Source organism: Cupriavidus sp. DF5525 (assembly GCF_040149425.2).
Classification (GTDB): domain Bacteria; phylum Pseudomonadota; class Gammaproteobacteria; order Burkholderiales; family Burkholderiaceae; genus Cupriavidus; species Cupriavidus pickettii_A.
Genome location: NZ_CP168265.1, coordinates 1,382,293 through 1,406,432 on the forward strand (window position 1 = coordinate 1,382,293; position 24,140 = coordinate 1,406,432).

24 protein-coding genes and 1 tRNA gene are annotated in these 24,140 nt (G+C 66.1%); 19 read left to right on the forward strand and 6 right to left on the reverse strand.

Annotated elements, in window-relative coordinates:
- A complete protein-coding gene (locus ABNX08_RS06595) occupies window positions 1–1,281 on the forward strand; it encodes an MFS transporter (RefSeq protein ID WP_349609290.1) in 1,281 nt (426 codons plus the stop codon).
- Here the strand turns inward: ABNX08_RS06595 and ABNX08_RS06600 are convergent.
- Both ABNX08_RS06600 and ABNX08_RS06605 read right to left on the reverse strand, forming a co-directional pair.
- Entirely contained in the window at window positions 1,203–2,309 is a 1,107-nt protein-coding gene (locus tag ABNX08_RS06600; protein ID WP_349609288.1) for an NAD(P)/FAD-dependent oxidoreductase, read from the reverse strand. The genes ABNX08_RS06595 and ABNX08_RS06600 overlap by 79 nt on opposite strands.
- 33 nt (window positions 2,310–2,342) lie before the next feature.
- A complete protein-coding gene (locus tag ABNX08_RS06605) occupies window positions 2,343–3,056 on the reverse strand; it encodes a FadR/GntR family transcriptional regulator (protein WP_022534383.1) in 714 nt (237 codons plus the stop codon).
- A 241-nt stretch (window positions 3,057–3,297) separates the two neighbouring features.
- Between ABNX08_RS06605 and ABNX08_RS06610 the strand changes: the two genes are divergently transcribed.
- The 3 genes from ABNX08_RS06610 (at window position 3,298) to ABNX08_RS06620 (ending at window position 6,424) form a co-directional block, all read left to right on the forward strand.
- Window positions 3,298–4,158: a flagellar brake protein gene (locus ABNX08_RS06610; RefSeq protein ID WP_022534384.1), complete on the forward strand. Its 861-nt coding sequence runs from the start codon at window positions 3,298–3,300 to the stop codon at window positions 4,156–4,158.
- Window positions 4,159–4,272: 114 nt separating this feature from the next.
- Window positions 4,273–5,385 (forward strand): triacylglycerol lipase, encoded by a 1,113-nt coding sequence (locus ABNX08_RS06615; protein ID WP_022534385.1) that lies wholly within the window; start codon window positions 4,273–4,275, stop codon window positions 5,383–5,385.
- Window positions 5,386–5,455: 70 nt separating this feature from the next.
- A complete protein-coding gene (locus ABNX08_RS06620; RefSeq protein ID WP_374063670.1) occupies window positions 5,456–6,424 on the forward strand; it encodes a lipase secretion chaperone in 969 nt (322 codons plus the stop codon).
- Window positions 6,425–6,498: 74 nt separating this feature from the next.
- Here ABNX08_RS06620 and ABNX08_RS06625 read toward each other — a convergent pair whose 3' ends face one another.
- The gene (locus ABNX08_RS06625) at window positions 6,499–8,187 is read right to left on the reverse strand and encodes an electron transfer flavoprotein-ubiquinone oxidoreductase (RefSeq protein ID WP_022534387.1); all 1,689 of its coding nucleotides are present in this window, start codon (window positions 8,185–8,187) and stop codon (window positions 6,499–6,501) included.
- A gap of 311 nt (window positions 8,188–8,498) precedes the next feature.
- Here ABNX08_RS06625 and ABNX08_RS06630 point away from each other — a divergent pair, with 311 nt between their 5' ends.
- From ABNX08_RS06630 to ABNX08_RS06650, 5 genes are all read left to right on the forward strand, one after another.
- Complete coding sequence (locus tag ABNX08_RS06630; RefSeq protein WP_022534388.1) at window positions 8,499–9,284, forward strand: SDR family oxidoreductase; 786 nt, start codon at window positions 8,499–8,501, stop codon at window positions 9,282–9,284.
- A 298-nt stretch (window positions 9,285–9,582) separates the two neighbouring features.
- Window positions 9,583–10,185, forward strand: a complete 603-nt coding sequence (locus ABNX08_RS06635) for a TRAP transporter small permease (RefSeq protein WP_022534389.1) — start codon at window positions 9,583–9,585, stop codon at window positions 10,183–10,185.
- Window positions 10,182–11,486: a TRAP transporter large permease gene (locus ABNX08_RS06640; protein WP_022534390.1), complete on the forward strand. Its 1,305-nt coding sequence runs from the start codon at window positions 10,182–10,184 to the stop codon at window positions 11,484–11,486. The genes ABNX08_RS06635 and ABNX08_RS06640 overlap by 4 nt, the downstream gene beginning before the upstream one ends.
- A gap of 48 nt (window positions 11,487–11,534) precedes the next feature.
- On the forward strand, window positions 11,535–12,563 hold the full coding sequence (locus tag ABNX08_RS06645; RefSeq protein WP_349609282.1) for a DctP family TRAP transporter solute-binding subunit: 1,029 nt from the start codon (window positions 11,535–11,537) through the stop codon (window positions 12,561–12,563).
- A gap of 61 nt (window positions 12,564–12,624) precedes the next feature.
- Window positions 12,625–13,026 carry a thioesterase family protein gene (locus ABNX08_RS06650; protein WP_022534392.1) on the forward strand — a complete coding sequence of 134 codons (402 nt, stop codon included), beginning with the start codon at window positions 12,625–12,627 and terminating at the stop codon, window positions 13,024–13,026.
- Between the two features lie 15 nt (window positions 13,027–13,041).
- On the opposite strand, the gene ABNX08_RS06655 is transcribed toward ABNX08_RS06650, so the two are convergent.
- The gene (locus ABNX08_RS06655) at window positions 13,042–13,587 is read right to left on the reverse strand and encodes a PAS and helix-turn-helix domain-containing protein (RefSeq protein ID WP_022534393.1); all 546 of its coding nucleotides are present in this window, start codon (window positions 13,585–13,587) and stop codon (window positions 13,042–13,044) included.
- A gap of 180 nt (window positions 13,588–13,767) precedes the next feature.
- On the opposite strand from ABNX08_RS06655, the gene ABNX08_RS06660 reads away from it, so the two are divergent.
- From ABNX08_RS06660 to ABNX08_RS06670, 3 genes are all read left to right on the forward strand, one after another.
- Window positions 13,768–14,469, forward strand: coding sequence for a CoA transferase subunit A (locus ABNX08_RS06660; RefSeq protein WP_022534394.1), 702 nt, complete (start codon window positions 13,768–13,770; stop codon window positions 14,467–14,469).
- Between the two features lie 11 nt (window positions 14,470–14,480).
- Window positions 14,481–15,119: a CoA transferase subunit B gene (locus ABNX08_RS06665; RefSeq protein WP_022534395.1), complete on the forward strand. Its 639-nt coding sequence runs from the start codon at window positions 14,481–14,483 to the stop codon at window positions 15,117–15,119.
- Window positions 15,120–15,341: 222 nt separating this feature from the next.
- Window positions 15,342–15,725, forward strand: coding sequence for a putative zinc-binding protein (locus tag ABNX08_RS06670; protein ID WP_041680990.1), 384 nt, complete (start codon window positions 15,342–15,344; stop codon window positions 15,723–15,725).
- A 40-nt stretch (window positions 15,726–15,765) separates the two neighbouring features.
- On the opposite strand, the gene ABNX08_RS06675 is transcribed toward ABNX08_RS06670, so the two are convergent.
- Both ABNX08_RS06675 and ABNX08_RS06680 read right to left on the reverse strand, forming a co-directional pair.
- Complete coding sequence (locus ABNX08_RS06675) at window positions 15,766–16,254, reverse strand: DUF411 domain-containing protein (protein ID WP_022534397.1); 489 nt, start codon at window positions 16,252–16,254, stop codon at window positions 15,766–15,768.
- Window positions 16,255–16,264: 10 nt separating this feature from the next.
- The gene (locus tag ABNX08_RS06680; RefSeq protein ID WP_022534398.1) at window positions 16,265–17,041 is read right to left on the reverse strand and encodes a 3-hydroxybutyrate dehydrogenase; all 777 of its coding nucleotides are present in this window, start codon (window positions 17,039–17,041) and stop codon (window positions 16,265–16,267) included.
- Between the two features lie 209 nt (window positions 17,042–17,250).
- On the opposite strand from ABNX08_RS06680, the gene ABNX08_RS06685 reads away from it, so the two are divergent.
- The 7 genes from ABNX08_RS06685 to rpmI all read left to right on the forward strand — a co-directional run bounded on the left by ABNX08_RS06685 (window position 17,251) and on the right by rpmI (window position 24,112).
- Window positions 17,251–18,135 (forward strand): alpha/beta fold hydrolase, encoded by an 885-nt coding sequence (locus ABNX08_RS06685; RefSeq protein ID WP_022534399.1) that lies wholly within the window; start codon window positions 17,251–17,253, stop codon window positions 18,133–18,135.
- A 57-nt stretch (window positions 18,136–18,192) separates the two neighbouring features.
- Window positions 18,193–18,555, forward strand: a complete 363-nt coding sequence (locus tag ABNX08_RS06690; RefSeq protein ID WP_022534400.1) for a RidA family protein — start codon at window positions 18,193–18,195, stop codon at window positions 18,553–18,555.
- Window positions 18,556–18,570: 15 nt separating this feature from the next.
- Window positions 18,571–20,799: a bifunctional (p)ppGpp synthetase/guanosine-3',5'-bis(diphosphate) 3'-pyrophosphohydrolase gene (locus ABNX08_RS06695; protein WP_022534401.1), complete on the forward strand. Its 2,229-nt coding sequence runs from the start codon at window positions 18,571–18,573 to the stop codon at window positions 20,797–20,799.
- A 21-nt stretch (window positions 20,800–20,820) separates the two neighbouring features.
- Window positions 20,821–20,897: transfer RNA gene (locus ABNX08_RS06700), tRNA-Val, on the forward strand.
- Window positions 20,898–21,269: 372 nt separating this feature from the next.
- Entirely contained in the window at window positions 21,270–23,177 is a 1,908-nt protein-coding gene (gene thrS / locus ABNX08_RS06705; protein WP_022534402.1) for a threonine--tRNA ligase, read from the forward strand.
- A 48-nt stretch (window positions 23,178–23,225) separates the two neighbouring features.
- The gene (infC, locus tag ABNX08_RS06710; protein ID WP_078195944.1) at window positions 23,226–23,747 is read left to right on the forward strand and encodes a translation initiation factor IF-3; all 522 of its coding nucleotides are present in this window, start codon (window positions 23,226–23,228) and stop codon (window positions 23,745–23,747) included.
- Between the two features lie 167 nt (window positions 23,748–23,914).
- Window positions 23,915–24,112: a 50S ribosomal protein L35 gene (gene rpmI, locus ABNX08_RS06715; RefSeq protein WP_006575466.1), complete on the forward strand. Its 198-nt coding sequence runs from the start codon at window positions 23,915–23,917 to the stop codon at window positions 24,110–24,112.
- Window positions 24,113–24,140: the final 28 nt, after the last annotated feature.

Here is a 24,140-nt window from a genome sequence, read left to right on the forward strand (position 1 = left end):
TTGACGGCGCCATCCGCGGGCGGCGGCGCCTCCGGCGCCGGCCGCCCTGACTACGCCCGCTTCGGGCTCTTCTACCTTGGCTACTACGGCTACGTCGGCGTTATCTCGCCGTACGTGAGCCTGTATTTCGCCGGACGCGGCTTCGATCCGGTGCAGATCGGCGTGCTGATGGCGAGCTTCCAGGTCAGCCGCATCGTCGGGCCCTACCTGTGGGGCTGGCTGTCCGACGTGATGCACACGCGCGTGCGCATCCTGCGCGTCAGCGCGTTCACCTCATTGCTGGCCTTCCTGATGCTGCCCGGCGTCGGCAGCTACGGCGGCATGATGGCGATGATGCTGACGCTGAGCCTGCTGACCAGCGCGATGTCGCCGCTGGGCGATGCGCTGACCATTTCCACGCTGCGCCGCTACGGCGCCTTCGACCACAGCTACGGCCGCATCCGCATGTTCGGCTCGGCCGGCTTTATCGGTGCGGTGCTGGCGGGCGGGGCGCTGTTCGAAGCGGTGGGAATGCGCGCCTTCCCGTGGGTGGCAAGCGCCTTGCTGGCGATCCTGGCCGGCGTGGTGCTGACCATGCGCGATGCCACGGACGATGGGCCGCGCGTACCGGCGCCGCCCGCGTTGCCGCTGCTGCGCCGTCCCGACGTGGCGTGGTTCCTGGCGTCAGCCTTCCTGATGATGTTCGCGCACGCCGCGCTCTACGTGTTTTACTCGCTGTGGCTGGAGAAGCTCGGCTACAGCAAGTTCGCCATCGGCGTGATGTGGACCATCGGCGTGGTCGCCGAGATCGTGTTCTTCTACTACCAGGGCCTGCTGTTCGCGCGCTATGCGCTGCGCACCATCCTGGCGGGTACCTTCGTGCTGGCGGCGCTGCGTTTCGGGCTGACCGGCTACTTTGCGCAGTTCGCGTGGCTGATGGCGCTGGTGCAGGTGCTGCACGCCGCCACTTTCGCCGCGCACCACAGCGCCAGCCTGAAGCGGCTGCAGGCGTGGTTTTCCGGGCCGTTGCAGGGGCGCGGCCAGGCGCTGTACACGGGCATTTCCTACGGCGTCGGCGGCACGCTGGGCGGGCTGGCGATGGGCTGGACCTGGAACGCGCTGGCGCCGGAGCATACCTTCGGCCTTGCCGCTATCGCCGCGGCAGCCGGCGCGTTCTGCGCCGCGATGAGCTTTCGCGGCGAAGTCATAGGCACCGGCGCGGTTCAGGGCAGCGCCGCGCAGACCCGCTCGGCGATCGCCAGCGATGAGGTCAGCCCCGGCGACTCGATGCCGAACAGGTGAACCAGCCCCCGCACGCCATGCACCGCCGGGCCATCGATACGGAAGTCCGCCGCCACTTCATGCGGGCCGCTGATCTTGGGGCGGATCCCGGCGTAGCCCGGCTGCAGCGCGCCATCGGCCAGCCCCGGCCAGTAGCGGCGTACCTCGTCATAGAATCCATCCGCATCGGCCGGGTCCACGCTGTATTCGATCTCGTTGATCCAGCGCACGTTGGGGCCGAAGCGCGCCTGGCCGCCCATGTCGAGCGTCAGGTGCACGCCCAGCCCGGCCGCCTCGGGCACCGGGTAGATCAGCCGTGAGAAGGGCGCGCGGCCAGCCAGCGTGAAATAGCAGCCCTTGGCGTAGTACTGCGGCGGGATGTGCGCCTCCGGCATGCCGTGGAGGCGGCGCGCAAGTTCCGGCGCGGTCAGGCCGGCCGAGTTCACCACGGTCTGCGCCAGCAGCGTGGTGGCGCTGCCATCCTCGCTGCCGACCTCCAGTCGGATGCCTTCCGGCGTCACCGCACCGCCCAGCACTGGTGACTGCACCGCCAGCATCGCGCCGGCGTTCTCGGCATCGCCCAGCAGTGCGGTCATCAGGCCATGGCTGTCGATGATGCCGGTCGACGGCGACAGCAGCGCGGCGTGGCATTGCAGTTGCGGCTCCAGCGCCTGCGCTTCGGCCTGGCTGAGCAGGCGCAGGTCATCGACGCCATTGGCCGCAGCCTTGGCACGGATGCCTTCCAGCGTGGCGACCTGCGCTTCGCTGGTGGCGACGATCAGCTTGCCACAGCGCTGGTGCGCGACATGGTGCGTGGCGCAGTAGTCATACAGCATGGCCTTGCCGCGCACGCACAGCTGCGCCTTCAGCGAGCCCGCGGGGTAGTAGATGCCCGCGTGGATCACTTCGCTGTTGCGCGCGCTGGTGATGGTGCCGAAGGCGTTCTCGGCCTCCAGGATGATCACTTCGCGGCCCTGCAACGCGAGCGCGCGCGCCACCGCCAGTCCCACCACGCCGGCGCCGATGACGACGCAATCCACCTTTTCCATGCTCGTTCCTTTGAGTGTTGCTGTGTTCGGGGTTCAGCCCGGCAGGCCCAGGCGGGCGGCCGCGGCGGACAGGTGCTGTTGCGCGGCCTCGCGCGCCGCTGCCGCGTTGCCGGCGGCAATCGCTTCGGCCAGCGCGGCATGTTCGCTGTCGGCGGCGCGCGGGGCGCCGGTGCTGGCAACCAGTCGCGCGGTGTTTTCCCACGCGCGCTGGCGCGCGGCCAGCATCTGCTGGCTGACGAAATCGGTCAGGCCGGTGAAGCAGGGGTTGTGCGCGGCCTCGGCGACCGCATGGTGGAAGGCCATGTCGGCCGCGGCGGCGCTGGCCATGTCGCCCTGGCCGTCGGCCTGCGCCCGCATCGCCGCCAGCGCGGTGCGGATGGCATCGACATCGGCCTCGGTGCGCCGCTGCGCCGCCATTTCGGCACAGGCGGTTTCCACCACACGGCGCAGTTCGAACAGCTGCGCCAACGTCGGGCCGCCATCCGGTGCGCTGGCCACGCGCCAGGCCTGGCCGCCCGGCGTCTCGGACACATAGGCGCCCGAGCCCTTGCGCGTCACCAGCACGCCGTCGGCCTTCAACTGCGCGATGGCCTCGCGCACGATCGGCCGGCTGACGCCGAAGGTGTCGGCCAGCCTGGCTTCGGCAGGCAGGCGCGCGCCGGCGACATGACGGCCGGCGAGGATGTCGTCGTGCAGGGACTGGGCGATGCGGCTGGCCAGCGAGGCCGGGCGGGGCAGGTTTGTCATGGGGGTAATGTGTCAGGCTGTCAGACAGCTTTGTGCGATTCTGGTCCCGAACTTGCCGGACGTCAAGCCTCGCGTAAGGAGCGAATGCTACACATACGGTTCTCCACCATCGGTAAGCGCTTAATTTCCACGCGACCGCGCCGATAGTGACCGAATACAGGTGGCGGATACTGCCCGGCAGCTCCGCCGTGGGTTTGCCATTGCCACGGGGATGACCCACCGGGCCCCTCTGCAAACAGCCATGATCCAGCTCACTCCCAACGATCTTCCTGTCGGACACCCGCTGCCCTGGTCGCTGCTCGACGGCGACGGCAACCTGGTGCTCGGCAGCGGCAGCGTCATTCCCGACGCGCGCGACCTGGCGCTGGTGTTCCGGCACGGCGTGGTCTGCCGCGAGGACGACGGCGACGGCTCCGACGACTCCCTGCGTCCCACGACCGGGCCGCTCGGCCTGCAGGTCGGCACGCTGCTGCATATCAAGCATGAAGGCGAGACCGCGCGCGCGGCGGCCAGCCGCCTGATCGGCTTTATCGACCAAGGGCTGTTCGTGACCTGGCCCCAGCTCGGCGGCCGCGACCTGCCGCTGCAGGCGGGCGACAACGTGCTGCTGCGCGGCTTCTCCGGGCAGGCCATCCACAGCTTCACCTCGACCATTACAGCGGTCTGCCGCAGCCCGTTCCGCTACCTGGTGCTGTCGGCGCCGGCGCGGCAGCATGCGACGCCGGTGCGCAAGGCCGCACGCGTGCCCACACGCCTGGCGGCCTACCTGACCGAGCCGGAGGACGAGGACGCTGTCGAGTCGGGCACGGCGCGGCTGGCGCTGCTGTCCGACCTCAGCACCGGCGGCGCGCTGGTGCATACCACCGCGCCGTCGCCCGCGCCGGGCAGCCGCGTGCGGCTGCGCTTCCAGATGCGGACCGCGTCATTCGACAGCGAAGTGACCGTCGATGGCTGGGTGCGCGTGGCGCCGGAGGGGCCCGGCGAAGACGCCGATTTCCCGGCCTTTGGCGTAGCCTTCGACGTGCTCGCCGAACGCGAGATGACACTGCTGCAGTGCTATATCTACGAGCAGTTGCTGTCGAACACGCGCATGCCTTTGTAGCCGCGTCCCTGTAGCGGGCGTTTGGAGGAATTCCGCTAATGTTTTGATTGTCTTCACGCGGTGCGCCGTCTTTACTGCTTTCAACAAAAAAAGACCCACCACCGAGGAGACAAGATGAAGCACAGCGGACACCGCGGCCCCGGCCACGCGTGCGGGCGCAGCACGCCCGCGGCACGCAAGGAGAAGGCCGGCACGATCGCAGGGACCATGGCGGCGCTGGCTGCCGCGGCTGCGATGACCTGGTCGGCCCCGGCCACGGCCGAGAGCGCGGATTACGCCAGGACACGCTACCCGATCGTGCTGGTCCACGGCCTCACCGGCGCGGCCAAGATGGCCGGCGTGCTCGACTACTGGTACGGCATCCCTGAAGTACTGCGCGCCCACGGCGCACGCGTCTATGTGGCGACCGTACCGTCTTTCAACAGCGACGAAGAGCGCGCACTGGCGCTGCAGGCCTATGTGCGCGCGGTCAAGCTGGAGACCGGCGCCGACAAGGTCAACCTGATCGGCCACAGCCAGGGCGGCCCGACGTCGCGCACGCTGGCAGCGATGTCGCCGCAGGATATCGCTTCGGTGACCACCATCGGCAGCCCCCACCGGGGCAGCGAAGTCGCCGATACCGTGCTGGACCTGATCAGCGGTGTCAACAGCATCCCGATCGCGGGGCCGGTGCTGGTAGGCCTTATCCAGGGGGTGTTCGATGCGGTCGGCTGGTTCAACGGCATCAGCAACGGGCAGGCGCTGGACCAGAATGCGCTGGCTTCGCTGACGATCCTGACCACGAAAGGTGCAGCCGAGCAGAATGCGCGCCTGGATGCCACGCTGGTGCCGGGCACGAAGTCGGCACTCGGGCCGGACTGCAACACGTCCGGCGCTGTGTCCGAACAGCGGCAGGCGCGCGATGCCGCGGGCAACCTTGTTACCCATACACAGGCTGCATATTCGTGGACGGGGCAGGGCGGTCCGTTCAGCCTGCTGCGCTCCAACCTGCTGGATCCGACCACGGTGATGATGTCGACGCTGGCGGGGATCATGGATCTGAAGGGCGCCGGCCCCAATGACGGGCTGGTCTCGGTCTGCAGCAGCAAGTGGGGCCGGGTGCTGGCCACCGGCTATTACTGGAACCACCTCGACGAGGTGAACCAGATGGCCGGCCTGTACCAGGACGTCGACCCGCGCACGGTGATCCTCAGCCACGCCAACCGGCTGCGCAATGACCAGCTCTGAACGCGCGCCGTGGCTCTGGCTGGCGTTGCTGCCGGCGGGCGTCGCGGCGGCTGCGGTGCACTGGATGACGATGCCGTCCGGTCCGGTTGCCGTGCCACGGCGCACGGCAACCGTCGCTACTGCCAATCCGTCGGAAACGTCAGCTGACAGCGGGTCCGGGGGCGGTGTCTCTGCCTTGCCATCGCTGGCCGGCGTTGATGTGCCCGCCGGACCCGAAATCGATGCACGCGGCAATCTGCGGTTGACGCGTGCATTGCGCACGTACTTCGACTACTTCCTCAGCGCCCTCCATGATGCCGGCGGTGCCGGGGCGCTCGACCAACTGGTGTACGACGATATCCGCCGCCGGGTGCCGCAGCCGGCAGCGGGGCAGGCGTTGCAGCTCTGGCAGCGCTATGTGGCCTATCTTGCCGAGATACAACCACAGGCGGCGAACAAGCCGCTGGCGGATGCAGGCGAGGGCACGCTGAATGCCACGCAGGTCGGGCAACTGCGGGCGCTGCAGGCCATGCGCACCGCGGCACGGCAGCGGCTGCTGCCAGAGGTGGCGACGATCTGGTTTGGCGACGAGCAGGCCTACGACGAGGCCATGCTGGCAAGCTTGGAAATCTCGGCGCAGCCGGGGCTCGACGAGGCGGAGCGGCAACGGCGCCTGGCTGCGCTCGACGCTGCGCTGCCCGAACCGTTGCGCGCGACGCGCGAAGCCAGTGCCCGCCCGCAGGGGATCAGCGACATCATCGCCGGCATGCAGGCAGCGGGCCGGAGCGCGCAGGATATTGGCGCGGCCCTGGCGCAGGTCTACGGGCCGGAAGTTGCGCAGCGCTACCAGCAGCAGGCACAGGCCGAGCAGGCGTGGCAACAACGCTACGATGACTACGCGGCTCGCCGCGCGCAGATCGAATCGTTTCCGGGTTTGTCGGAGCAGGATCGCCGGCAGCAGCTGGAAGCGTTGCGGCGCCAGGCCTTCAGCAATCCCAGCGAGGCACTGCAGGCGGAGGTGATCGACAAGGCGATGGCCGCGCGCAGGCAAACGCGGTAACGACGCGCGATCCCCAAAAAAAAGGCACCGGAAACCCGGTGCCGTTCCACGCGGCTATCGCTGGCGCGCCGCGCTTACATCCCCACGTAGTTCGGCCCGCCACCACCTTCCGGCGTCACCCACACGATATTCTGCGTCGGATCCTTGATATCGCAGGTCTTGCAGTGCACGCAGTTCTGCGCATTGATCTGCAGCCGTTCCTTGCCCGAGGTTTCGTCCTGCACGAACTCATACACACCTGCCGGGCAGTAGCGCGACTCGGGGCCGGCGTACTTGTCCCAGTTGATGTTCACCGGCACGCTGGCGTCCTTCAGCGTCAGGTGGGCAGGCTGGTTTTCCTCGTGGTTGGTGTTGCTGATAAACACCGAGCTCAGGCGATCGAAGGTCAGCTTGCCGTCCGGCTTGGGGTAGGCGATCTTCTCGCACTCGGCTGCCGGCTTCAGGTAGACATGGTCCGGCTTCACGCGGTGGATGGTCCACGGCGGGTTGCGGATGCCGAGCTTCGGCAGCAGCCATTGCTCGATACCGGTCATCAGCGTGGCGGTGGTGCGGCCTTTCTTGAACCACTGCTTGAAGTTCTTGGCCTGCAGCAGTTCCTTGTGCAGCCAGCTCTGCTCGAACGCGGCCGGGTAGGCGGTCAGCTCGTCGTGCTGGCGGCCGCCCTGCAGTGCGTCATAGGCGGCCTCGGCGGCCAGCATGCCGGTCTTGATCGCGGCGTGGCTGCCCTTGATGCGCGAGGCGTTCAGGTAGCCGGCGTCGCAGCCGACCAGGGCACCGCCCGGGAACACGGTCTTGGGCAGCGACAGCAGGCCGCCGGCGGTGATCGCACGGGCGCCGTAGCTCAGGCGCTTGCCGCCTTCGAAGTACTGGCGGATTTCCGGATGCGTCTTGAAGCGCTGGAATTCCTCGAACGGCGACAGCCACGGGTTGGTGTAGTCCAGGCCGACCACAAAGCCGACCGCGACCTTGTTGTCTTCCATGTGGTACAGGAACGAGCCGCCGTAGGTGGCGGGGTCGAGCGGCCAGCCGGCGGTGTGCACCACCAGGCCGGGCTTGTGCTTGGCGGGATCGATTTCCCACAGTTCCTTCAGGCCGATGCCGTAGCTCTGCGGATCCTTGCCGGCGTCGAGCTTGAATTTCTCGATCAGCTGCTTGCCCAGGTGGCCGCGCGCGCCTTCGGCGAAGATCGTGTACTTGGCATGCAGCTCCATGCCGAGCTGGAAGTTCTCGGTGGGCTCGCCTTCCTTGTTGATGCCCATGTTGCCGGTGGCCACGCCCTTGACCGAACCGTCTTCGTTGAAGAGCACCTCGGCGGCCGGGAAGCCCGGGAAGATCTCCACGCCCAGCGCCTCGGCCTGCTGACCCAGCCAGCGCACGAAGTTGGACAGGCTGATGATGTAGTTGCCTTCGTTGTGGAAGCACTCCGGCAGCAGCGCCGGCGGCGTGCCCTTGGAACCGGTCTCGTTCAGGAACAGGAACTTGTCTTCGGTCACGGCCTGGTTCAGCGGTGCGCCCAGTTCCTTCCAGTTCGGGATCAGTTCGTTGAGGGCGCGCGGATCCATGATGGCGCCCGACAGGATGTGGGCGCCGGGCTCGGAGCCCTTTTCCAGCACGCACACGTTGACGTCGGCGCCTTTCTCCTGCGCGAGTTGCTTCAGGCGGATGGCCGTGGCCAGGCCGGCGGGGCCGCCGCCGACGATGACCACGTCGTATTCCATGGCTTCACGCGGTCCGAACTGCTCCAGGAGCTGTTGCTGATCCATTGTCTCTAACCCTCTATTTCTTCGCAGCTTGCTTGCAATTGTGGGAAATGCGGTGATCGTTCTGCACAGAACTCGTGCCGGCCGGCGCAGACTGCGCGGGGAGGGGGAGTTGGCAGCGTTTTGATGCCCGAAGGCGCCGGATTCGCTGGTTTTCCCTCTTTCCCTTTGCTGGCCAAGTTCTTAGAATCTCCGGCATTGTCCGGGACTCGCCACCCACAGGCAAGGATTTTTTTGGAACGGTCGTTCTTTTTTTTGGTATGCTGCCTTCTGCCCCTGGTTAGGCTGGAGGGGCTCCCGCACAAGAGGTCACTATGGGTTTGTCGATCAATCTGGAAGGCAAGGTAGCGCTGGTCACCGGCGCCTCGAGCGGGCTCGGCTCGCGTTTTGCCACCGTGCTGGCCGCCGCGGGCGCCAAGGTGGTGCTGGCGTCGCGCCGCACCGAGCGGCTCAAGGAACTGCGCGCGGCCATCGAGGCCGAGGGCGGCAGCGCCCACGTGGTACGCCTGGACGTCACCGACCCGGACAGCATCCGCGCCGCTGTTGCGCATGCGGAAACAGAAGCGGGCTCCATCGATATCCTGGTCAACAATTCGGGCGTGTCGACCACGCAGAAGCTGACCGACGTCACCGCCGACGACTTCGATTTCGTCTTCGATACCAATACCCGCGGCGCCTTCTTCGTCGCCCAGGAAGTGGCCAAGCGCATGATCGCGCGCGCCAAGGGCGCCGAGAAGAACGGCAGCCCGCTGCCGCAGGCGCGCATCGTCAATGTCGCGTCGGTGGCGGGGCTGAAGGTGCTTTCGCAGATCGGCGTGTATTGCATGAGCAAGGCGGCCGTGGTGCACATGACCAAGGCCATGGCGCTGGAATGGGCGCGCCATGGCATCAATACCAACGCGATCTGCCCGGGTTATATCGATACCGAGATCAACCACCACCACTGGGACTCGGACGCCGGACAGAAGCTGATCCAGATGCTGCCGCGCAAGCGGCTGGGCCGCCCGGAGGACCTGGACGGCCTGTTGCTGCTGCTGGCGTCCGACCAGTCGCAGTTCATCAACGGCGCCGTCATCACCGCCGACGACGGCATGGTCTGACGGCCTGACGGGCGTAATGCCTGTTGACGGGGCGTCACCACCCTCCTGCACCCTGGCTGCGCGCCACAAGCGCGCGGGGGTGCCCGGCTGCTTGCCCAGGGCATATCCGGTCCCCTTGGGCGTTCCTCGCCGTGCGGCCGCATCGTCGCCAACCAGCGTCACCGCTCAGAAAATTCGTGTGCGTAGCACGCCAGTCTTGGCATAATCCGCCATGTCTGCAGATTAAGTCTTTACATACAAGCAAAAAAACGCCGCAGCGGCCGCCAGGCCCGAGCGGCCCGGACCGGAGGCCGGGGAGATGGAGCAACAAGACGAGGCACGGCGCAACGCCGTGCCGCAACACGTCGTCGATTCCGCGGTGGTCCCGCAGGCTGTCGACGAAGCGCAGGATGCTGAATTCCGGGTTTCGCCCCACATCGAGGACTGGATTGGCGTGATCGTGATGGTGCTGCTGGTCGGCATCACCTTCGCCAACGTGGTGGTCCGCTATTTCACCGACGAGTCGTTTGCCTGGACCGAGGAGTTCTCGGTCTTCCTGATGATCGTGCTGGCCCTCGTTGCCGGCAGCGCCGCGGTCGCGCGCGACCGCAATATCCGCATCGAATTCTTCTTTGAGCGCGGCAGCGCGGCCCGGCAACGCCGTATGGCGATCCTGTCGGCGCTGGGCGTGGCCGTGATGTTTATCGCGCTGGCGGTGCTGGGTGCGCGCATCACCTGGGATGAATATACCTTCGGCGAAACTTCACCCGGCATCGGCGTGCCCAGCTGGTGGTATTCGATCTGGCTGCCGGTGCTGTCTGCCGGCATCGCGCTGCGCGCGCTGGGGCTGGTGGTGCGTAACGTGCGCGCGCTCAAGGCACTGCATGAAGGCAAGGCCACCACCATGGGGAAGGCGCAATGACGTTGGTCGCCATCACCCTGTTCGTGGTCTTTATCGGCCTGATGCTGCTGGGCGTGCCCATCGGCGTTTCACTGGGCCTGGGCGGCCTGGTCGCGATCGGCCTGTCCAATCTCGATACCCAGATGTTCGGCCTGCTGGCCGTGCCGCAGAATTTTTATGCGGGCCTGGCCAAGTACCCGCTGCTGGCGATCCCGATGTTCGTGCTGGTCGGGTCGATCTTCGACCGCTCCGGCGTGGCGCAGCGGCTGGTGACCTTTGCCATCGCCGTAGTCGGGCGCGGCCCGGGCATGCTGCCGCTGGTGGCGATCCTGGTGGCGATGTTCCTCGGCGGCATCTCCGGCTCCGGCCCGGCCAACGCGGCCGCGGTGGGCGGCGTGATGATCGCGGCGATGTCGCGCGCCGGTTATCCGGGCTCGTACAGCGCAGCGGTGGTTGGCGCAGCGGCTGCGACCGACATCCTGATCCCGCCGTCGGTGGCCCTCATCATCTACAGCGTGCTGGTGCCCGGTGCATCGGTGCCGGCCTTGTTCGCCGCGGGCATGATCCCCGGCATCCTGGCCGGCGTGGCGCTGATTGTTCCGGCCGTGTGGCTGGCGCGCAAGCACAAGATGGGCGCGATCGAGGCGGCGCTGCCGCGCCCGCCGTTCTGGAAGAGCCTGCGCGAGGCCGCGTGGGGGCTGGTGGCGCCGTTCCTGATTCTGGGCGGCATGCGCGCCGGCTGGTTCACTCCGACCGAAGCCGCCGTGGTGGCGGTGGTCTACGGCCTGTTCGTCGGCATGGTGGTGTACCGAAGCATCGGCATGCGCGACCTGTTCACCATCTTCCAGGAGGCGGCCGAGACCTCGGCGGTGATCCTGCTGGTGGTGGCGCTGGCCGGCATCTTTGCCTATGCACTGTCGACGCTGGGCGTGATCGACCCGCTGGCGCACGCCATCGCCAATTCCGGGCTGGGCGAGTACGGCGTGCTGGCGCTGATCGTGCTGCTGTTGATGACGGTCGGCATGTTCCTGGACGGCATCTCGATCTTCCTGATTTTCGTGCCGCTGCTGCTGCCCATTGTCAATGCCTTCCACTGGAACCCGGTATGGTTCGGCGTGGTGCTGACGCTGAAGGTGGCGCTGGGCCAGTTCACGCCGCCGCTGGCCGTGAACCTGATGGTGTCGTGCCGGATTGCCCGCGTGCGCATGGAAGAGACCGTGCCGTGGGTAATCTGGATGCTGCTGGCGATGTTTGTCGCCATGCTGATGGTGCTGGCCTATCCGCCTCTGGCAACCTGGCTGCCGGAATACCTCGGCTATTGATGTACCGCATTCACCAACAAGAATTGACGATTCCCGAGAGGAGATGAAATGAAACGTCGTGCCCTGATGCTCGCAACGGTCGCCGCCATTGCCGCTTCCGCCTTCGCCCCCGCCGGCGCGATGGCCCAGACCTACAAGTCCGAGTACAAGATGTCGCTGGTGCTCGGCCCGGCCTTCCCGTGGGGCAAGGGCGGCGAGATCTGGGCCGACCTGGTGAAACAGCGCACCAATGGCCGCATCAATATCAAGCTGTACCCGGGCACCTCGCTGGTGGCCGGCGACCAGACCCGCGAATTCTCGGCGATCCGCCAGGGCGTGATCGACATGGCCATCGGCTCGACCATCAACTGGTCGCCGCAGGTCCGCGAACTGAACCTGTTCTCGCTGCCGTTCCTGATGCCCGACTACAAGGCGCTGGACGCGCTGACGCAGGGCGAAGTCGGCAAGTCGATCTTCGCCACGCTGGAGAAGGCCGGCGTGGTGCCGCTGGCCTGGGGCGAGAACGGCTTCCGCGAAGTGTCGAACTCCAAGCGCGAGGTCCGCAAGCCGGAAGACCTCAAGGGCCTGAAGTTGCGCGTGGTGGGCTCGCCGCTGTATATCGAGACCTTCAACGCGCTGGGCGCCAATCCGACCCAGATGAGCTGGGCCGACGCGCAGCCGGCGATGGCCTCGGGCGCGGTGGACGGCCAGGAGAATCCACAGTCGGTGTTCGCCGCCGCCAAGCTGTACACCGTTGGCCAGAAGTTCGTCACGACCTGGGGCTACGTGGCTGACCCGCTGATCTTCGTGGTCAACAAGCAGATCTGGGAGAGCTGGACCCCGGCCGACCGCGAGATCGTCAAGCAGGCCGCCATCGATGCCGGCAAGCAGGAAATCGCGCTGGCCCGCAAGGGCCTGGCCGAGACAGGCGCGCCGGCATGGAAGGACATGGAGGCGCACGGCGTCAAGGTCACACACCTGACGCCGGCCGAGCACGACGCTTTCCGCAAGGCGACCGCGAAGGTCTACGACAAGTGGAAAAAGCAGATTGGCACCGAACTGGTGACCAAGGCTGAAGGCGCGATCGCCAAGCGCTGAGCCAAGGCGTAACGGAGCTGGCCTGCCGGCATCGGCCGGCCAGTCCGCACGGAGGCTGTGAATGAAACACGTCTACACGGTTGTGATGCCCATCCGCTGGGGCGACATGGATGCCATGGGCCATGTCAACAACACCGTCTATTTCCAGTACCTGGAGCAGGCGCGCATCGAGTGGTTTGCAACGCTCGGTCGTGGCGGAAAGGATCCGCAGGGGCAGGGCCCGGTCATCATCAATGCCCACATGACGTTCCTGCGCCAGCTGCGGTATCCGGGCGATATCGAGTGCCGTGTCTATGCCGGGCAGCTCGGTCGCACCAGCTTCGAGACTCGCATGGAGATCCGTCGCACCGACCTGCCAGACGTGATCTGGGCCGAGGGCGGCGCCAAGGTGGTGTGGTGTGATTACGCGCTGGAGAAGTCGGTGCCGGTGCCGCCGGAGATTCGCGAGATCATCGAGGGCTGACGCCCGCAGAGGGGTTCAGTGATGGACCAGCCGCTGCACCAGGTCGACCGACGTACTCGCCCCATACTTCTTCATCAACCGCGCCCGGTAGATATCCACCGTGCGCGGGCTGATCGCCAGCAGCTTGCCGATCTGCTTGCTGGTCTTCCCCTCCACCAGCTGCGCCGCGATCTCGCGTTCGCGCGCGGTCAGCTCGGCCGTGACCTGGCGCTTCTGCGACAGATCCTCGAAGGTCCAGATCCCCGCGCCCAGCGGTTGCGCACGATCCAGCGCGCGGCCGGTGACGTGGCACCAGAACAGCTCGCCGCCGGCGCGCTTCATGATGCGCTCGTCCGAGTACATGCCGCGCTTGTTCATGATCGGCACGATACGCGCGCCGGTGCGTTCGAATTCGTCGGCGGTGGGGTAGAGCACCTGGAACGACTGGCCCAGTAGCGCCTCGCGCGTGGTGCCGAAGATGCGGCAGACCTCCTCGTTGCAGTCTTCAATCACGCGCTCGCGTGACAGCACCAGGCCCACGGGGGCGAGCTGGAAGGCGGTCTGGTAGTCGATAGCGGGCATCTGCTTATGTATTTTTACGTAATGGCGTAGCCGGCGGCGCTTGCGTATGCTGTCGGTCGGACGACAGTCAGCGCCCGCCGCCGATTGTACCGTTACAATTTCCCTGCGTCGCCCGCCGCACACCCTGCGGCAGGAGGAACGACAGCGGATCCCCGAGGAACTACCGAGGAAGGAGCGAACATGAACAAGGTCTACGCCAGCGCCGCAGAAGCGCTTGCAGGCGTCGTCCGCGACGGCCAGACAATCGCCGTTGGCGGTTTCGGCCTGTGCGGCATCCCCGAGGCGCTGATTGCCGCGCTGCGCGACAGCGGCGTCAAGCAACTCACCTGCATCTCCAACAACGCCGGCGTCGACGGCTTCGGCCTTGGCCAGTTGCTGGCCACACGGCAGATCAAGAAGATGATCTCGTCCTACGTGGGCGAGAACAAGGAGTTCGAGCGCCAGTACCTGGCGGGCGAACTCGAGCTCGAATTCACCCCGCAGGGCACGCTGGCCGAGAAGCTGCGCGCCGGCGGCTCGGGCATTCCGGCCTTTTTCACCAAGACCGGTGTCGGCACCATCGTCGCCGAAGGCAAGGAAATCCGCGAATTCGATGGCGAGAAGTACGTGATGGAGCGTTCGCTGACGGCTGACGTGTCGCTGGTCAAGGCATACAAGGCCGACAAGGCCGGCAACCTGGTGTTCCGCCGCACCGCGCGCAACTTCAACCCGATGTGCGCCATGGCGGGCAAGGTCACCATCGCCGAGGTCGAGCATATCGTCGAGACCGGTGAGCTGGACCCGGACGAGATCCACCTGGCCGGCATCTTCGTGAAGCGCCTGGTGCTGAACACCAATCCCGAGAAACGCATCGAGCAGCGCACCGTGCGCGCGGCCAGCTAAGGAGACGCATCATGGCATGGACACGTGACGAAATGGCCGCGCGCGCCGCGACCGAACTGCAGGACGGTTTCTACGTCAACCTGGGCATTGGCCTGCCGACGCTGGTGGCCAACTGGGTGCCGCAAGGCATGGAAGTGTGGCTGCAGTCGGAAAATGGCCTGCTGGGCATCGGCCCGTTCCCGACCGAGGAAGAAGTCGACGCCGACATGATCAATGCCGGCAAGCAGACCGTGACGACGCTGCCGGGCTCGTCGATCTTCTCGTCGGCGGACTCCTTCGCGATGATTCGCGGCGGCCACATCGACCTGGCCATCCTGGGTGCGATGCAGGTCAGCGAGAAGGGCGACCTGGCCAACTGGATGATCCCGGGCAAGATGGTCAAGGGCATGGGCGGCGCGATGGACCTGGTGGCCGGCGTCGGCCGCGTGGTGGTGCTCATGGAGCACACCGCCAAGAAGAAGGACGGCACCGAGGACATCAAGATCCTGAAGCAGTGCAACCTGCCGCTGACCGGCGTGGGCGTGGTCAACCGCATCATCACCGACCTGGGTGTGATCGATGTCACCGACGAAGGCCTGAAGCTGGTGGAAACCGCCCCGGGCGTCAGCCGGGAGGAAATCCAGGCCAAGACGGGCGCGCCGCTACTCTGAGCGGCGACCGACTGTAGCTTGACCAGACCCCTGTGGCGCGATGCGTCGCAGGGGTTTTTTCTTTGGGGGTCGGATCTCGGCACCTGCCCGCCCGGACTATGCCGGACGGGTGGGGATGCTAGCTCTTCCGGCGAATACCCGGGCGCCGCCGCGCGCCCTATGCTGGCCGCTTTCCGGCAGGGCACTGCCCGGCCATGGATAAATCCTCACGGAAGGTGCGCGATGCCGGCTTCCCCGAACCGATCCCTGCCACTGGTGTACGCCTGCTCCGGCTGCTCCAGCGTGGCGCAACTGGCCAATGCCTGCGCGGTGCGGCTCGACCGCAGCGGGCGTGCGGAAATGTCTTGCATCAGCGGCGTGGGCGGCGGCGTGCCTGCGCTGACGCGCGTGGCGCAATCCGGCCGGCCGATCCTGGCGCTGGACGGCTGTCCGCTGGCGTGCGTACAGGCCTGCCTGGCGGGCGTGGGCGTGGCGCCGGACCAGCACCTGGTGCTGAACCGGCTGGGCGCGGTCAAGCGCCAGCACGGCGAATGCACCGAGGGCGAAACCGAGGCGGTGTGGCGGGAGGTGGAAGCGGCGCTGGCGAGCCTTGCCAGCGCGCATTGATGACCGGATGCACCGACGGCGCATCCGGCAAGGCAATCCGTCAGGCCGCCGGCTTGTTGTAGCTGGCAAACACCGAGGCCGCGCCGTCGGCCTTGACCAGCAGCACGTCGAACGGGTCCTTGCGCGGGCCCTGTTCCATGCCCGGCGAGCCGACCGGCATGCCCGGCACCGCCAGCCCGACCGCCTTGGGTTTGGCCGCAAGCAGCTTGCGGATATCCGCCGCCGGCACGTGTCCCTCGATCGCGTAGCCGCCGATATACCCGGTATGGCACGAGCCAAAACGCTCCGGCATGCCGAAGCGCTTGCGGTAGACGCCGGTATCCTCGACGTCATGCACGGTCACGGTGAAGCCATTGGCGCGCAGGTGCTTGACCCAGTCTTCGCAGCAGCCGCACAGCGGGCTCTTGTAGACGTCGATGGCCAGAGGCTTTGCCTGGGCGAATGCATCGGCCACAGGCCCCAGCACGCCCACAGCGAGCGTGCCGAGCGCCAGCGCACCGAGGGTGCCGAGGAAGCGTCGTCGTTGCATCCGCCGCTCCTTACTGCGCCACCCAGCCGCCGTCCATGTTCCAGATCGCACCGCGCACCTGGCGCGCCGCTTCGGACGACAGGAACACCGCCAGCGCGCCCAGTTCGTCGGGCGTGACAAACTGGCCCGAAGGCTGCTTCTCCAGCACCAGCTCGCGCTTGGCCTGCTCCACCGGGATGCCTTCCTTCTGCGCACGCGCTTCCACCTGCTTCTGCACCAGCGGGGTCAGCACCCAGCCCGGGCAGATCGCGTTGGCGGTCACGCCGGTCTGCGCGGTTTCCAGCGCGGTGACCTTGGTAAACCCGACGATGCCGTGCTTGGCCGCCACGTAGGCCGACTTGTTCGCCGAGGCCACCAGCCCGTGCGTGGAAGCGACGTTGATGATGCGGCCCCAGTTCTTCTGCTTCATGCCGGGCAGCACCAGGCGGGTGGTGTGGAAGGCCGAGGTCAGGTTGATGGCGATGATCGCGTCCCAGCGCTCGGGCGGGAAGTCCTCGATGCTGGCCACATGCTGGATGCCGGCGTTATTGACCAGGATGTCGGCGCCGCCGAAGTCGGACTCGGCGTAGCGCATCATGTCCTCGATCTCGGCCGCCTTGCTCATGTCCGCGGCGTGGTAGCCGACCCGGATGCCCTGGCCGGCCTGCGCGATCTCGTTCTTTGCGGCGTCCGCGTCACCAAAGCCGTTGACGATGATGTTGGCGCCCTGAGCCGCCAGCGCCTTCGCGATGCCGAGCCCGATGCCGCTGGTCGAACCAGTCACCAGTGCGGTCTTGCCGTTGAGCATGTAAGCCTCCGTCGAGAGAGAATGGGATGCCACGGTAGGGATGCCACAGTGAGGGCGGACCGCGCCGTGGCGGTGCGCGGCAGCGTGTGCGGTGGTGCAGACACTGTGCTGTGGCATTGTACCCGCTGCGGCGTACAATCCAGCTTTGCTCAACCTCCGGCGGCGCCGCTTTTTTTGCGGCCAGCGGTCGGGTTCGTCAGGGAGTCCAGATGTCTGCCAGTCCGCGCCTCGGTTTTGTCCAGTGCATCAGCCCGGCGGGCCTGCACCGCATGGCCTACCACGAGTGGGGCGACCCCGCCAACCCGCGCGTGCTGATGTGCGTACACGGGCTGACGCGCACCGGCCGCGACTTCGATACCGTCGCCAGCGCGCTGTGCGGCGACTACCGCGTGGTCTGCCCCGATGTGGCGGGCCGCGGGCGCTCGGAATGGCTGGCCAATCCCAACAGCTACGTGGTGCCACAGTACGTGTCCGACATGGTCACGCTGATTGCGCGGCTCAACGTGGAGCAGGTGGACTGGTTCGGCACCTCGATGGGCGGCCTGATCGGCATGGGGCTGGCCGGGCTGCCGAAGTCGCCGGTGCGCAAGCTGCTGCTCAACGACGTGGGCCCGAAGCTGGCGCCCTCGGCGGTGGAGCGGATCGGCGCCTACCTGGGCCTGCCGGTGCGCTTCAAGACCTTCGAGGAAGGGCTGGCGTACCTGCAGACCATCAGCGCCTCATTCGGCCGCCACACGCCCGATCAATGGCGCGAGCTGAACGCCGCCATCCTGAAGCCGGTGCAGGGTACTGAAGGCCTGGAATGGGGCTTGCATTACGATCCGCAGCTTGCCACGCCGTTCCGCCAGTCCACGCCGGAGCTTATTGCCCTGGGTGAAACTGCACTGTGGCGCAGCTTCGAGGCCATCGAAGGGCCGGTGCTGGTGGTGCGCGGCGCGCAGTCCGACCTGCTGCTGCGGGAGACCGTGGCCGAGATGGTGGCGCGCGGCAAGCATGTGAGTTCGGTGGAAGTGCCCGACGTGGGCCACGCCCCGACCTTTGTCGATCCGGCGCAGATTGCCATCGCCCGCCAGTTTTTTGTCGGGGGCGCGTGAGCGTATCGCGCAGCGGACCTGTTTTTTTTATCCCTCAACGCATTGTCGTGCATTGTCATGAGTAACCAAGAACTGAAGCGCGCCCACGTGGGCAAGCGATTGTCCGAATACGCGGTCTATAACGGCGTGGTCTACCTGGCCGGGCAGGTGCCCGAGGTCGATCCCAAGGCCGATATCCGCGGCCAGACGCGCGAGGTGCTCGGCCATATCGACCGCCTGCTGGCCGAGGCCGGCAGCGACAAGACCCGCATCCTGTCGTGCCAGATCTTCCTCACCAACGTCGACCTGATCGGCGAGATGAACGAGGTCTGGGACGCCTGGGTCCCGCAAGGCAACACGCCCCCGCGCGCCACGGTGGAAGCCCGCCTGGCCAATCCCGACTACCTGATCGAAGTGGTGGTGACCGCTGCGCTCAACTGATGCAGGCGTAGTGACATGGTGACGTCCACCGACCTGACCGCGCGGGTCGCGGGCATCCCGGATGCCGAGCTGGTCGAACGCGCGCTGGCTTATGTGCGTGAGCATGGCGCTGAGGTTGCGCTGCCCACCGGCGAGACCGTGCTGTCGCATGCGCAGGGCATGCTGCGCATCCTCGATGGCCTGCGCGTCGACGATGCCGCACGCGCCGCCGCCTGCCTGTTCGCGCTGGTGGCCTTCGTGCCCGACACCGAGGCCGATCTCGCGCCGCGCTTCGGCGATGAGGTTGCGCGGCTGGTTAATGGCGTGCGCCAGCTGCTGCGCATCGGCGCCATTGCCGGCAGCAGCCGCGCGGATGCCGAGCCGGCCACGCCGTCCAAGAACGAGGTGCAGGCACGCCACGAGCAAGTCGAGGCGCTGCGCAAGATGCTGCTGGCGTTCGCGCAGGACATCCGCGTGGTGCTGGTGCGCCTGGCTTCGCGGCTGCAGACGCTGCGCTGGCTCGCCGAGACCAAGCAGGCGCCGCAGCCGGGCGTGGCGCGCGAGACGCTCGACATCTACGCGCCGCTGGCCAACCGCCTCGGTATCTGGCAGATGAAGTGGGAGCTGGAGGACCTGGCGTTCCGCTTCGAGCAGCCCGATACCTACAAGCGCATCGCGAAGCTGCTGGACGAGAAGCGTATCGAGCGCGAGGGCTATATCGCCAGCGCCATCGCGCGGCTGCAGTCCGAGCTCGCCACCGCCGGCATCCGGGCCGAGGTGAGCGGGCGGCCCAAGCATATCTACAGCATCTGGAAGAAGATGCGCGGCAAGGAGCTGGATTTTGCCGACCTGTACGATGTGCGCGCCTTCCGCGTGATCGTCGACGATATCAAGGACTGCTACACGGTGCTGGGTATCGTCCACCATATCTGGCAGCCGATCCCGCGCGAGTTCGACGACTACATCTCGCGGCCTAAGGCCAACGGCTACAAGTCGCTGCACACGGTGGTGATCGGCGACGACGGCCGCGCCTTCGAGGTGCAGATCCGCACGCAGGAGATGCACCACTTTGCCGAATACGGCGTGGCGGCGCACTGGCGCTACAAGGAGGCGGGCAGCCGCGGCTATGCCGGACAGTTCTCCGCCAGCGAGCGCTATGACGAGAAGATCGCCTGGCTGCGCCAGCTGCTGGCCTGGAAGGACGACGCCGACCACAGCGTGGCGCACGACGAGTGGGAGCAGATCAAGCACGCCGCGATCGACGATCACATCTACGTGCTGACGCCGCAGGCGCGCGTGGTGGCGCTGCCGCAGGGCGCGACGCCGCTGGACTTTGCCTACTACCTGCACAGCGACCTGGGCCACCGTTGCCGTGGCGCGCGCGTGGACGGCACCATGGTGCCGCTGAACACGACGCTGAAGAACGGTCAGACCGTGGAGATCATCGCGGTCAAGCAAGGCGGGCCGTCGCGCGACTGGCTCAATGCCGAGCTCGGCTACCTGGCCAGCAGTCGCGCGCGTGCCAAGGTGCGGGCGTGGTTCAACGCGCTCGATTCGCAGGAGACCATCGCGCAGGGCCGCGCGCTGATCGACAAGACGCTGCAGCGCGAAGGCAAGACCGCGGTCAAGCTGGAAGACCTGGCGACGCGGCTGGGCTTCAAGACGCCGGACGATCTGTTCGCGGCGGTGGCCAAGGACGAGTTCAGCCTGCGCCACGTCGAGCACGCGCTGCGCCACCCGGAAGGGGAAGTGCAGGCGCCGCTGAGCGAGGAAGACGCGGTCACCAAGAAGAGCCGCGCGACCAGCGTGGCGCGCGGCGCCAAGAGCGGCGTGCTGGTGGTGGGCGTGGATTCGCTGATGACGCAGATGTCGCGCTGCTGCAAGCCGGCGCCGCCGGACGATATTGTGGGCTTTGTCACGCGCGGGCGCGGCGTGTCGATCCATCGGCGCAACTGCCATACCTTCCAGCAACTGTCGGCGCGTGCGCCGGAGCGGGTGATCCAGACCGAGTGGGGCAAGAAGAGCCACGCGGCGGTGTATCCGGTCGATATCCAGGTCGAGGCGATCGACCGGCAGGGGCTGCTGCGCGATATCTCGGAAGTGCTGTCGCGCGAGAAGATCAACGTCACCGGCGTGAAGACGCTCTCCAGCAAGGGCGTGGCGCGCATGCAGTTCACCGCCGAAGTGTCCGAGGCTACGCAACTGCAGCGCGCGCTGCAGTTGATCGAGGACGTGCAGGGGGTGTTGCAGGCGAAAAGAAAGTGATGCTATACTTGCGGCTTCGCTAGGCTCGTAGCTCAGCTGGTTAGAGCACCACCTTGACATGGTGGGGGTCGTTGGTTCGAGTCCAATCGAGCCTACCAACGAATTGCAGTAAAGCAGTAAGAAAAGAAGTGCGGCAAGTCCGATTCAACCCCATACGGAACGGAAGGGCATCATGGTTATGACACCGCGAACTACTACCGCTGGCAAGCGACAGTAGTCGAGGTGCGCCTTCGGCCCGGTTGGATCGGGTTTGACAAAGAGAAACGCGGCCTTGGCCGCGTTTTTTTTCGTCTGTCGCCTGCCAGCTCCCTGATAAGCTGCCGGCTTTCGCGTCAAGCGAGGCAAGGCCGCAAAGAACAATCGCCGGATCGTGCGCAAACAGATAAGCACGCGGGCCGGTGCCACAAGATGCAGTTTGATCCGCTCGGGCGAAGCGCAAGTCGCCGCCGGCGGAATCCTGGAGAGTCGAAATGATCGCAATCACGCTGCCGGATGGGTCCCGCCGCGAGTTTCCCGGCCCGGTGACGGTTGCCGAAGTGGCGCAGAGCATCGGCTCCGGCCTGGCCAAGGCCGCGCTGGCTGGCAAGGTGGATGGCACGCTGGTCGACGCGAGCTACCAGATCGACCGCGACGTTGAGCTGGCCATCGTCACGGACAAGGACGCCGACGGCGTCGATGTGATCCGCCACTCCACGGCGCACTTGCTGGCCTACGCCGTCAAGGAGCTGTATCCCGAAGCTCAGGTGACGATCGGGCCGGTGATCGAAAACGGCTTCTACTACGACTTCGCCTACAAGCGTCCCTTCACGCCCGAAGACCTGGCCGCCATCGAAAAGAAGATGACGGAGCTCGCCCGCAAGGACGAGAAGGTCGTGCGCGAAGTGTGGAACCGCGACGAAGCCGTGGCGCTGTTCGAGTCGATGGGCGAGAAGTACAAGGCCGAGATCATCGCCTCGATCCCGGCTGACCAGGAAATCGGCCTGTACCGCGAAGGCAATTTCGTCGACCTGTGCCGCGGTCCGCACGTGCCGTCCACGGGCAAGCTGAAGGTCTTCAAGCTGATGAAGGTGGCCGGCGCCTACTGGCGCGGCGACTCCAACAACGAGATGCTCCAGCGCATCTACGGCACGGCCTGGGCCAGGAAGGAAGACCAGGAAGCCTACCTGCACATGCTGGAAGAGGCCGAGAAGCGCGACCACCGCAAGCTGGGCAAGTCGCTCGACCTGTTCCACCTGCAGGAAGAGGCGCCCGGCATGGTGTTTTGGCACCCGAAGGGTTGGCAGGTGTGGCAGGCTGTCGAGCAGTACATGCGCGTCCGCCTGGGCGACGCCGGCTACCAGGAGGTGCGCACGCCGCAGGTGATGGACCGTTCGCTCTGGGAAAAGTCCGGCCACTGGCAGAACTACAAAGAGAACATGTTCGTCACGGAGTCGGAGAAGCACGACTACGCGATCAAGCCGATGAATTGTCCGGGCCACGTGCAGATTTTCAACCACGGCCTGCGTTCGTACCGCGACCTGCCGCTGCGCCTGGCCGAGTTCGGCGCCTGCCATCGCAACGAGCCCTCGGGCGCGCTGCACGGCCTGATGCGCGTGCGCGGCTTTGTGCAGGACGATGCGCATATCTTCTGCACGGAAGAGCAGATCGTGGCCGAGGCCAAGGCCTTCAACGAACTGGCGTTCGGAGTCTACGACGACTTCGGCTTCAAGGACGTGGCGGTCAAGCTGTCGCTGCGCCCCGCGCAGCGTGCCGGCTCGGACGAGGTCTGGGATCACGCCGAAGAGGGCCTGCGCCTGGCGTTGCGCGCCTGCGGCGTGGACTGGGAAGAGCTGCCGGGCGAGGGTGCTTTCTACGGCCCCAAGGTCGAGTACCACATCAAGGACGCGATCGGCCGCTCGTGGCAGTGCGGCACGCTGCAGCTTGACCTGGTGCTGCCTGAACGCCTTGGTGCCGAATACGTCTCTGAGGACAATTCGCGCAAGCGCCCGGTGATGCTGCATCGCGCGATTCTGGGTTCGTTCGAGCGCTTCCTGGGCATCCTGCTGGAAAACCATGCCGGTGCGCTGCCGGCGTGGCTTGCCCCGGAACAGGTTGTGGTCATGAATATCGCGGATTCGCAGGCGGAATATGCTGAAAACGTCGTGCAATCGCTGCAAAAACAAGGGTTTAGGGCCAAGGCGGATTTGCGTAACGAGAAAATTACGTATAAAATCCGCGAGCATTCGCTTCAGAAGGTTCCCTACCTGCTAGTGGTGGGCGACAAGGAGCGGGATGCCAGTCAAGTGGCCGTGCGTGCCCGTGGCAACGTGGATCTGGGTGTGATGCCCGTCTCCGCGTTTGTTGAGCGTCTGCAACACGACGTCGCCAGCAAAGCCTGATGGGTGGTGAGCACGGCTTGTTTTTTTGTCTTCTTGAGGTAACGCAACATCGCTACGGACAAAGGTCATCGCATCAACCGGGAAATCAGCGCGCCTGAGCTGCGCCTGGTAGGGGTTGATAACGAGCAGCTCGGCATCGTCAAGTTCATGGACGCGCTTCGGCTGGCTGAGGATAAGGACTTGGACCTGGTGGAGATCGCGCCGAACGCGGTTCCTCCCGTCGCCCGGATCATGGATTACGGGAAGTTCAAGTACGAGGAAGCCAAGCGTGCCCACGAGGCCAAGCTGAAGCAGAAAATCATCCAGGTCAAGGAAGTCAAGTTCCGCCCCGGTACGGATGATGGCGACTACAACGTCAAGCTGCGCAACCTGAAGCGCTTCCTGGAAGACGGCGACAAGACCAAGATCACGCTGCGGTTCCGTGGTCGCGAGATGGCGCACCAGGAAATCGGCGCACGCATGCTCGAACGCCTGAAGGCGGACCTGGAAGAAATCGGACAGGTCGAGCAGATGCCGAAGATGGAAGGGCGCCAGATGGTGATGGTGCTCGCCCCCAAGAAGAAGAAGTAATTCCTGCGCGATGCAGCGGCCGGGATGCCAGGCATCCCGGCGTTGCTTCGTGCGGAAGTGGCGCGCGGCCTGCAAGGGTCGTCGTGCAACAACAAGTGGATGCGGGTCTTGCAAGCGTCGGCGTGAGCCGTCCACCTGCATGCATGTCATATGAGCTGGAGTTTTTCATGCCGAAGATGAAGACGAAGAAAAGCGCCTCCAAGCGCTTTACTGCCCGTCCGAACGGTTCGTTCAAGCGTGGCCAGGCCTTCAAGCGTCACATCCTGACCAAGAAGACCACCAAGAACAAGCGTCAACTGCGCGGTACTCAGGACGTCCATGAGACGAACCTGAAGTCGGTGCGCGCGATGATGCCTTACGCATAACCCCTGACGATAACGAAAGGAGAATTAC

Excerpts from the sequence above, each read along its gene's own strand:
- ABNX08_RS06675 (WP_022534397.1), bottom strand. The coding sequence starts at position 16,254 with ATGCAACGACGACGCTTCCTCGGCACCCTCGGTGCGCTGGCGCTCGGC.
- ABNX08_RS06655 (WP_022534393.1), bottom strand. The coding sequence starts at position 13,587 with ATGCCCGCTATCGACTACCAGACCGCCTTCCAGCTCGCCCCCGTGGGC.
- ABNX08_RS06670 (WP_041680990.1), top strand. The coding sequence starts at position 15,342 with ATGCCGGCTTCCCCGAACCGATCCCTGCCACTGGTGTACGCCTGCTCC.
- ABNX08_RS06610 (WP_022534384.1), top strand. The coding sequence starts at position 3,298 with ATGATCCAGCTCACTCCCAACGATCTTCCTGTCGGACACCCGCTGCCC.
- ABNX08_RS06685 (WP_022534399.1), top strand. The coding sequence starts at position 17,251 with ATGTCTGCCAGTCCGCGCCTCGGTTTTGTCCAGTGCATCAGCCCGGCG.
- thrS (WP_022534402.1), top strand. The coding sequence starts at position 21,270 with ATGATCGCAATCACGCTGCCGGATGGGTCCCGCCGCGAGTTTCCCGGC.
- ABNX08_RS06640 (WP_022534390.1), top strand. The coding sequence starts at position 10,182 with ATGACGTTGGTCGCCATCACCCTGTTCGTGGTCTTTATCGGCCTGATG.
- ABNX08_RS06620 (WP_374063670.1), top strand. The coding sequence starts at position 5,456 with ATGCCGTCCGGTCCGGTTGCCGTGCCACGGCGCACGGCAACCGTCGCT.
- ABNX08_RS06695 (WP_022534401.1), top strand. The coding sequence starts at position 18,571 with ATGGTGACGTCCACCGACCTGACCGCGCGGGTCGCGGGCATCCCGGAT.
- ABNX08_RS06600 (WP_349609288.1), bottom strand. The coding sequence starts at position 2,309 with ATGGAAAAGGTGGATTGCGTCGTCATCGGCGCCGGCGTGGTGGGACTG.
- ABNX08_RS06615 (WP_022534385.1), top strand. The coding sequence starts at position 4,273 with ATGAAGCACAGCGGACACCGCGGCCCCGGCCACGCGTGCGGGCGCAGC.
- ABNX08_RS06650 (WP_022534392.1), top strand. The coding sequence starts at position 12,625 with ATGAAACACGTCTACACGGTTGTGATGCCCATCCGCTGGGGCGACATG.
- ABNX08_RS06680 (WP_022534398.1), bottom strand. The coding sequence starts at position 17,041 with ATGCTCAACGGCAAGACCGCACTGGTGACTGGTTCGACCAGCGGCATC.
- ABNX08_RS06635 (WP_022534389.1), top strand. The coding sequence starts at position 9,583 with ATGGAGCAACAAGACGAGGCACGGCGCAACGCCGTGCCGCAACACGTC.
- rpmI (WP_006575466.1), top strand. The coding sequence starts at position 23,915 with ATGCCGAAGATGAAGACGAAGAAAAGCGCCTCCAAGCGCTTTACTGCC.
- ABNX08_RS06665 (WP_022534395.1), top strand. The coding sequence starts at position 14,481 with ATGGCATGGACACGTGACGAAATGGCCGCGCGCGCCGCGACCGAACTG.
- ABNX08_RS06690 (WP_022534400.1), top strand. The coding sequence starts at position 18,193 with ATGAGTAACCAAGAACTGAAGCGCGCCCACGTGGGCAAGCGATTGTCC.
- ABNX08_RS06660 (WP_022534394.1), top strand. The coding sequence starts at position 13,768 with ATGAACAAGGTCTACGCCAGCGCCGCAGAAGCGCTTGCAGGCGTCGTC.
- ABNX08_RS06605 (WP_022534383.1), bottom strand. The coding sequence starts at position 3,056 with ATGACAAACCTGCCCCGCCCGGCCTCGCTGGCCAGCCGCATCGCCCAG.
- ABNX08_RS06630 (WP_022534388.1), top strand. The coding sequence starts at position 8,499 with ATGGGTTTGTCGATCAATCTGGAAGGCAAGGTAGCGCTGGTCACCGGC.
- ABNX08_RS06625 (WP_022534387.1), bottom strand. The coding sequence starts at position 8,187 with ATGGATCAGCAACAGCTCCTGGAGCAGTTCGGACCGCGTGAAGCCATG.
- ABNX08_RS06645 (WP_349609282.1), top strand. The coding sequence starts at position 11,535 with ATGAAACGTCGTGCCCTGATGCTCGCAACGGTCGCCGCCATTGCCGCT.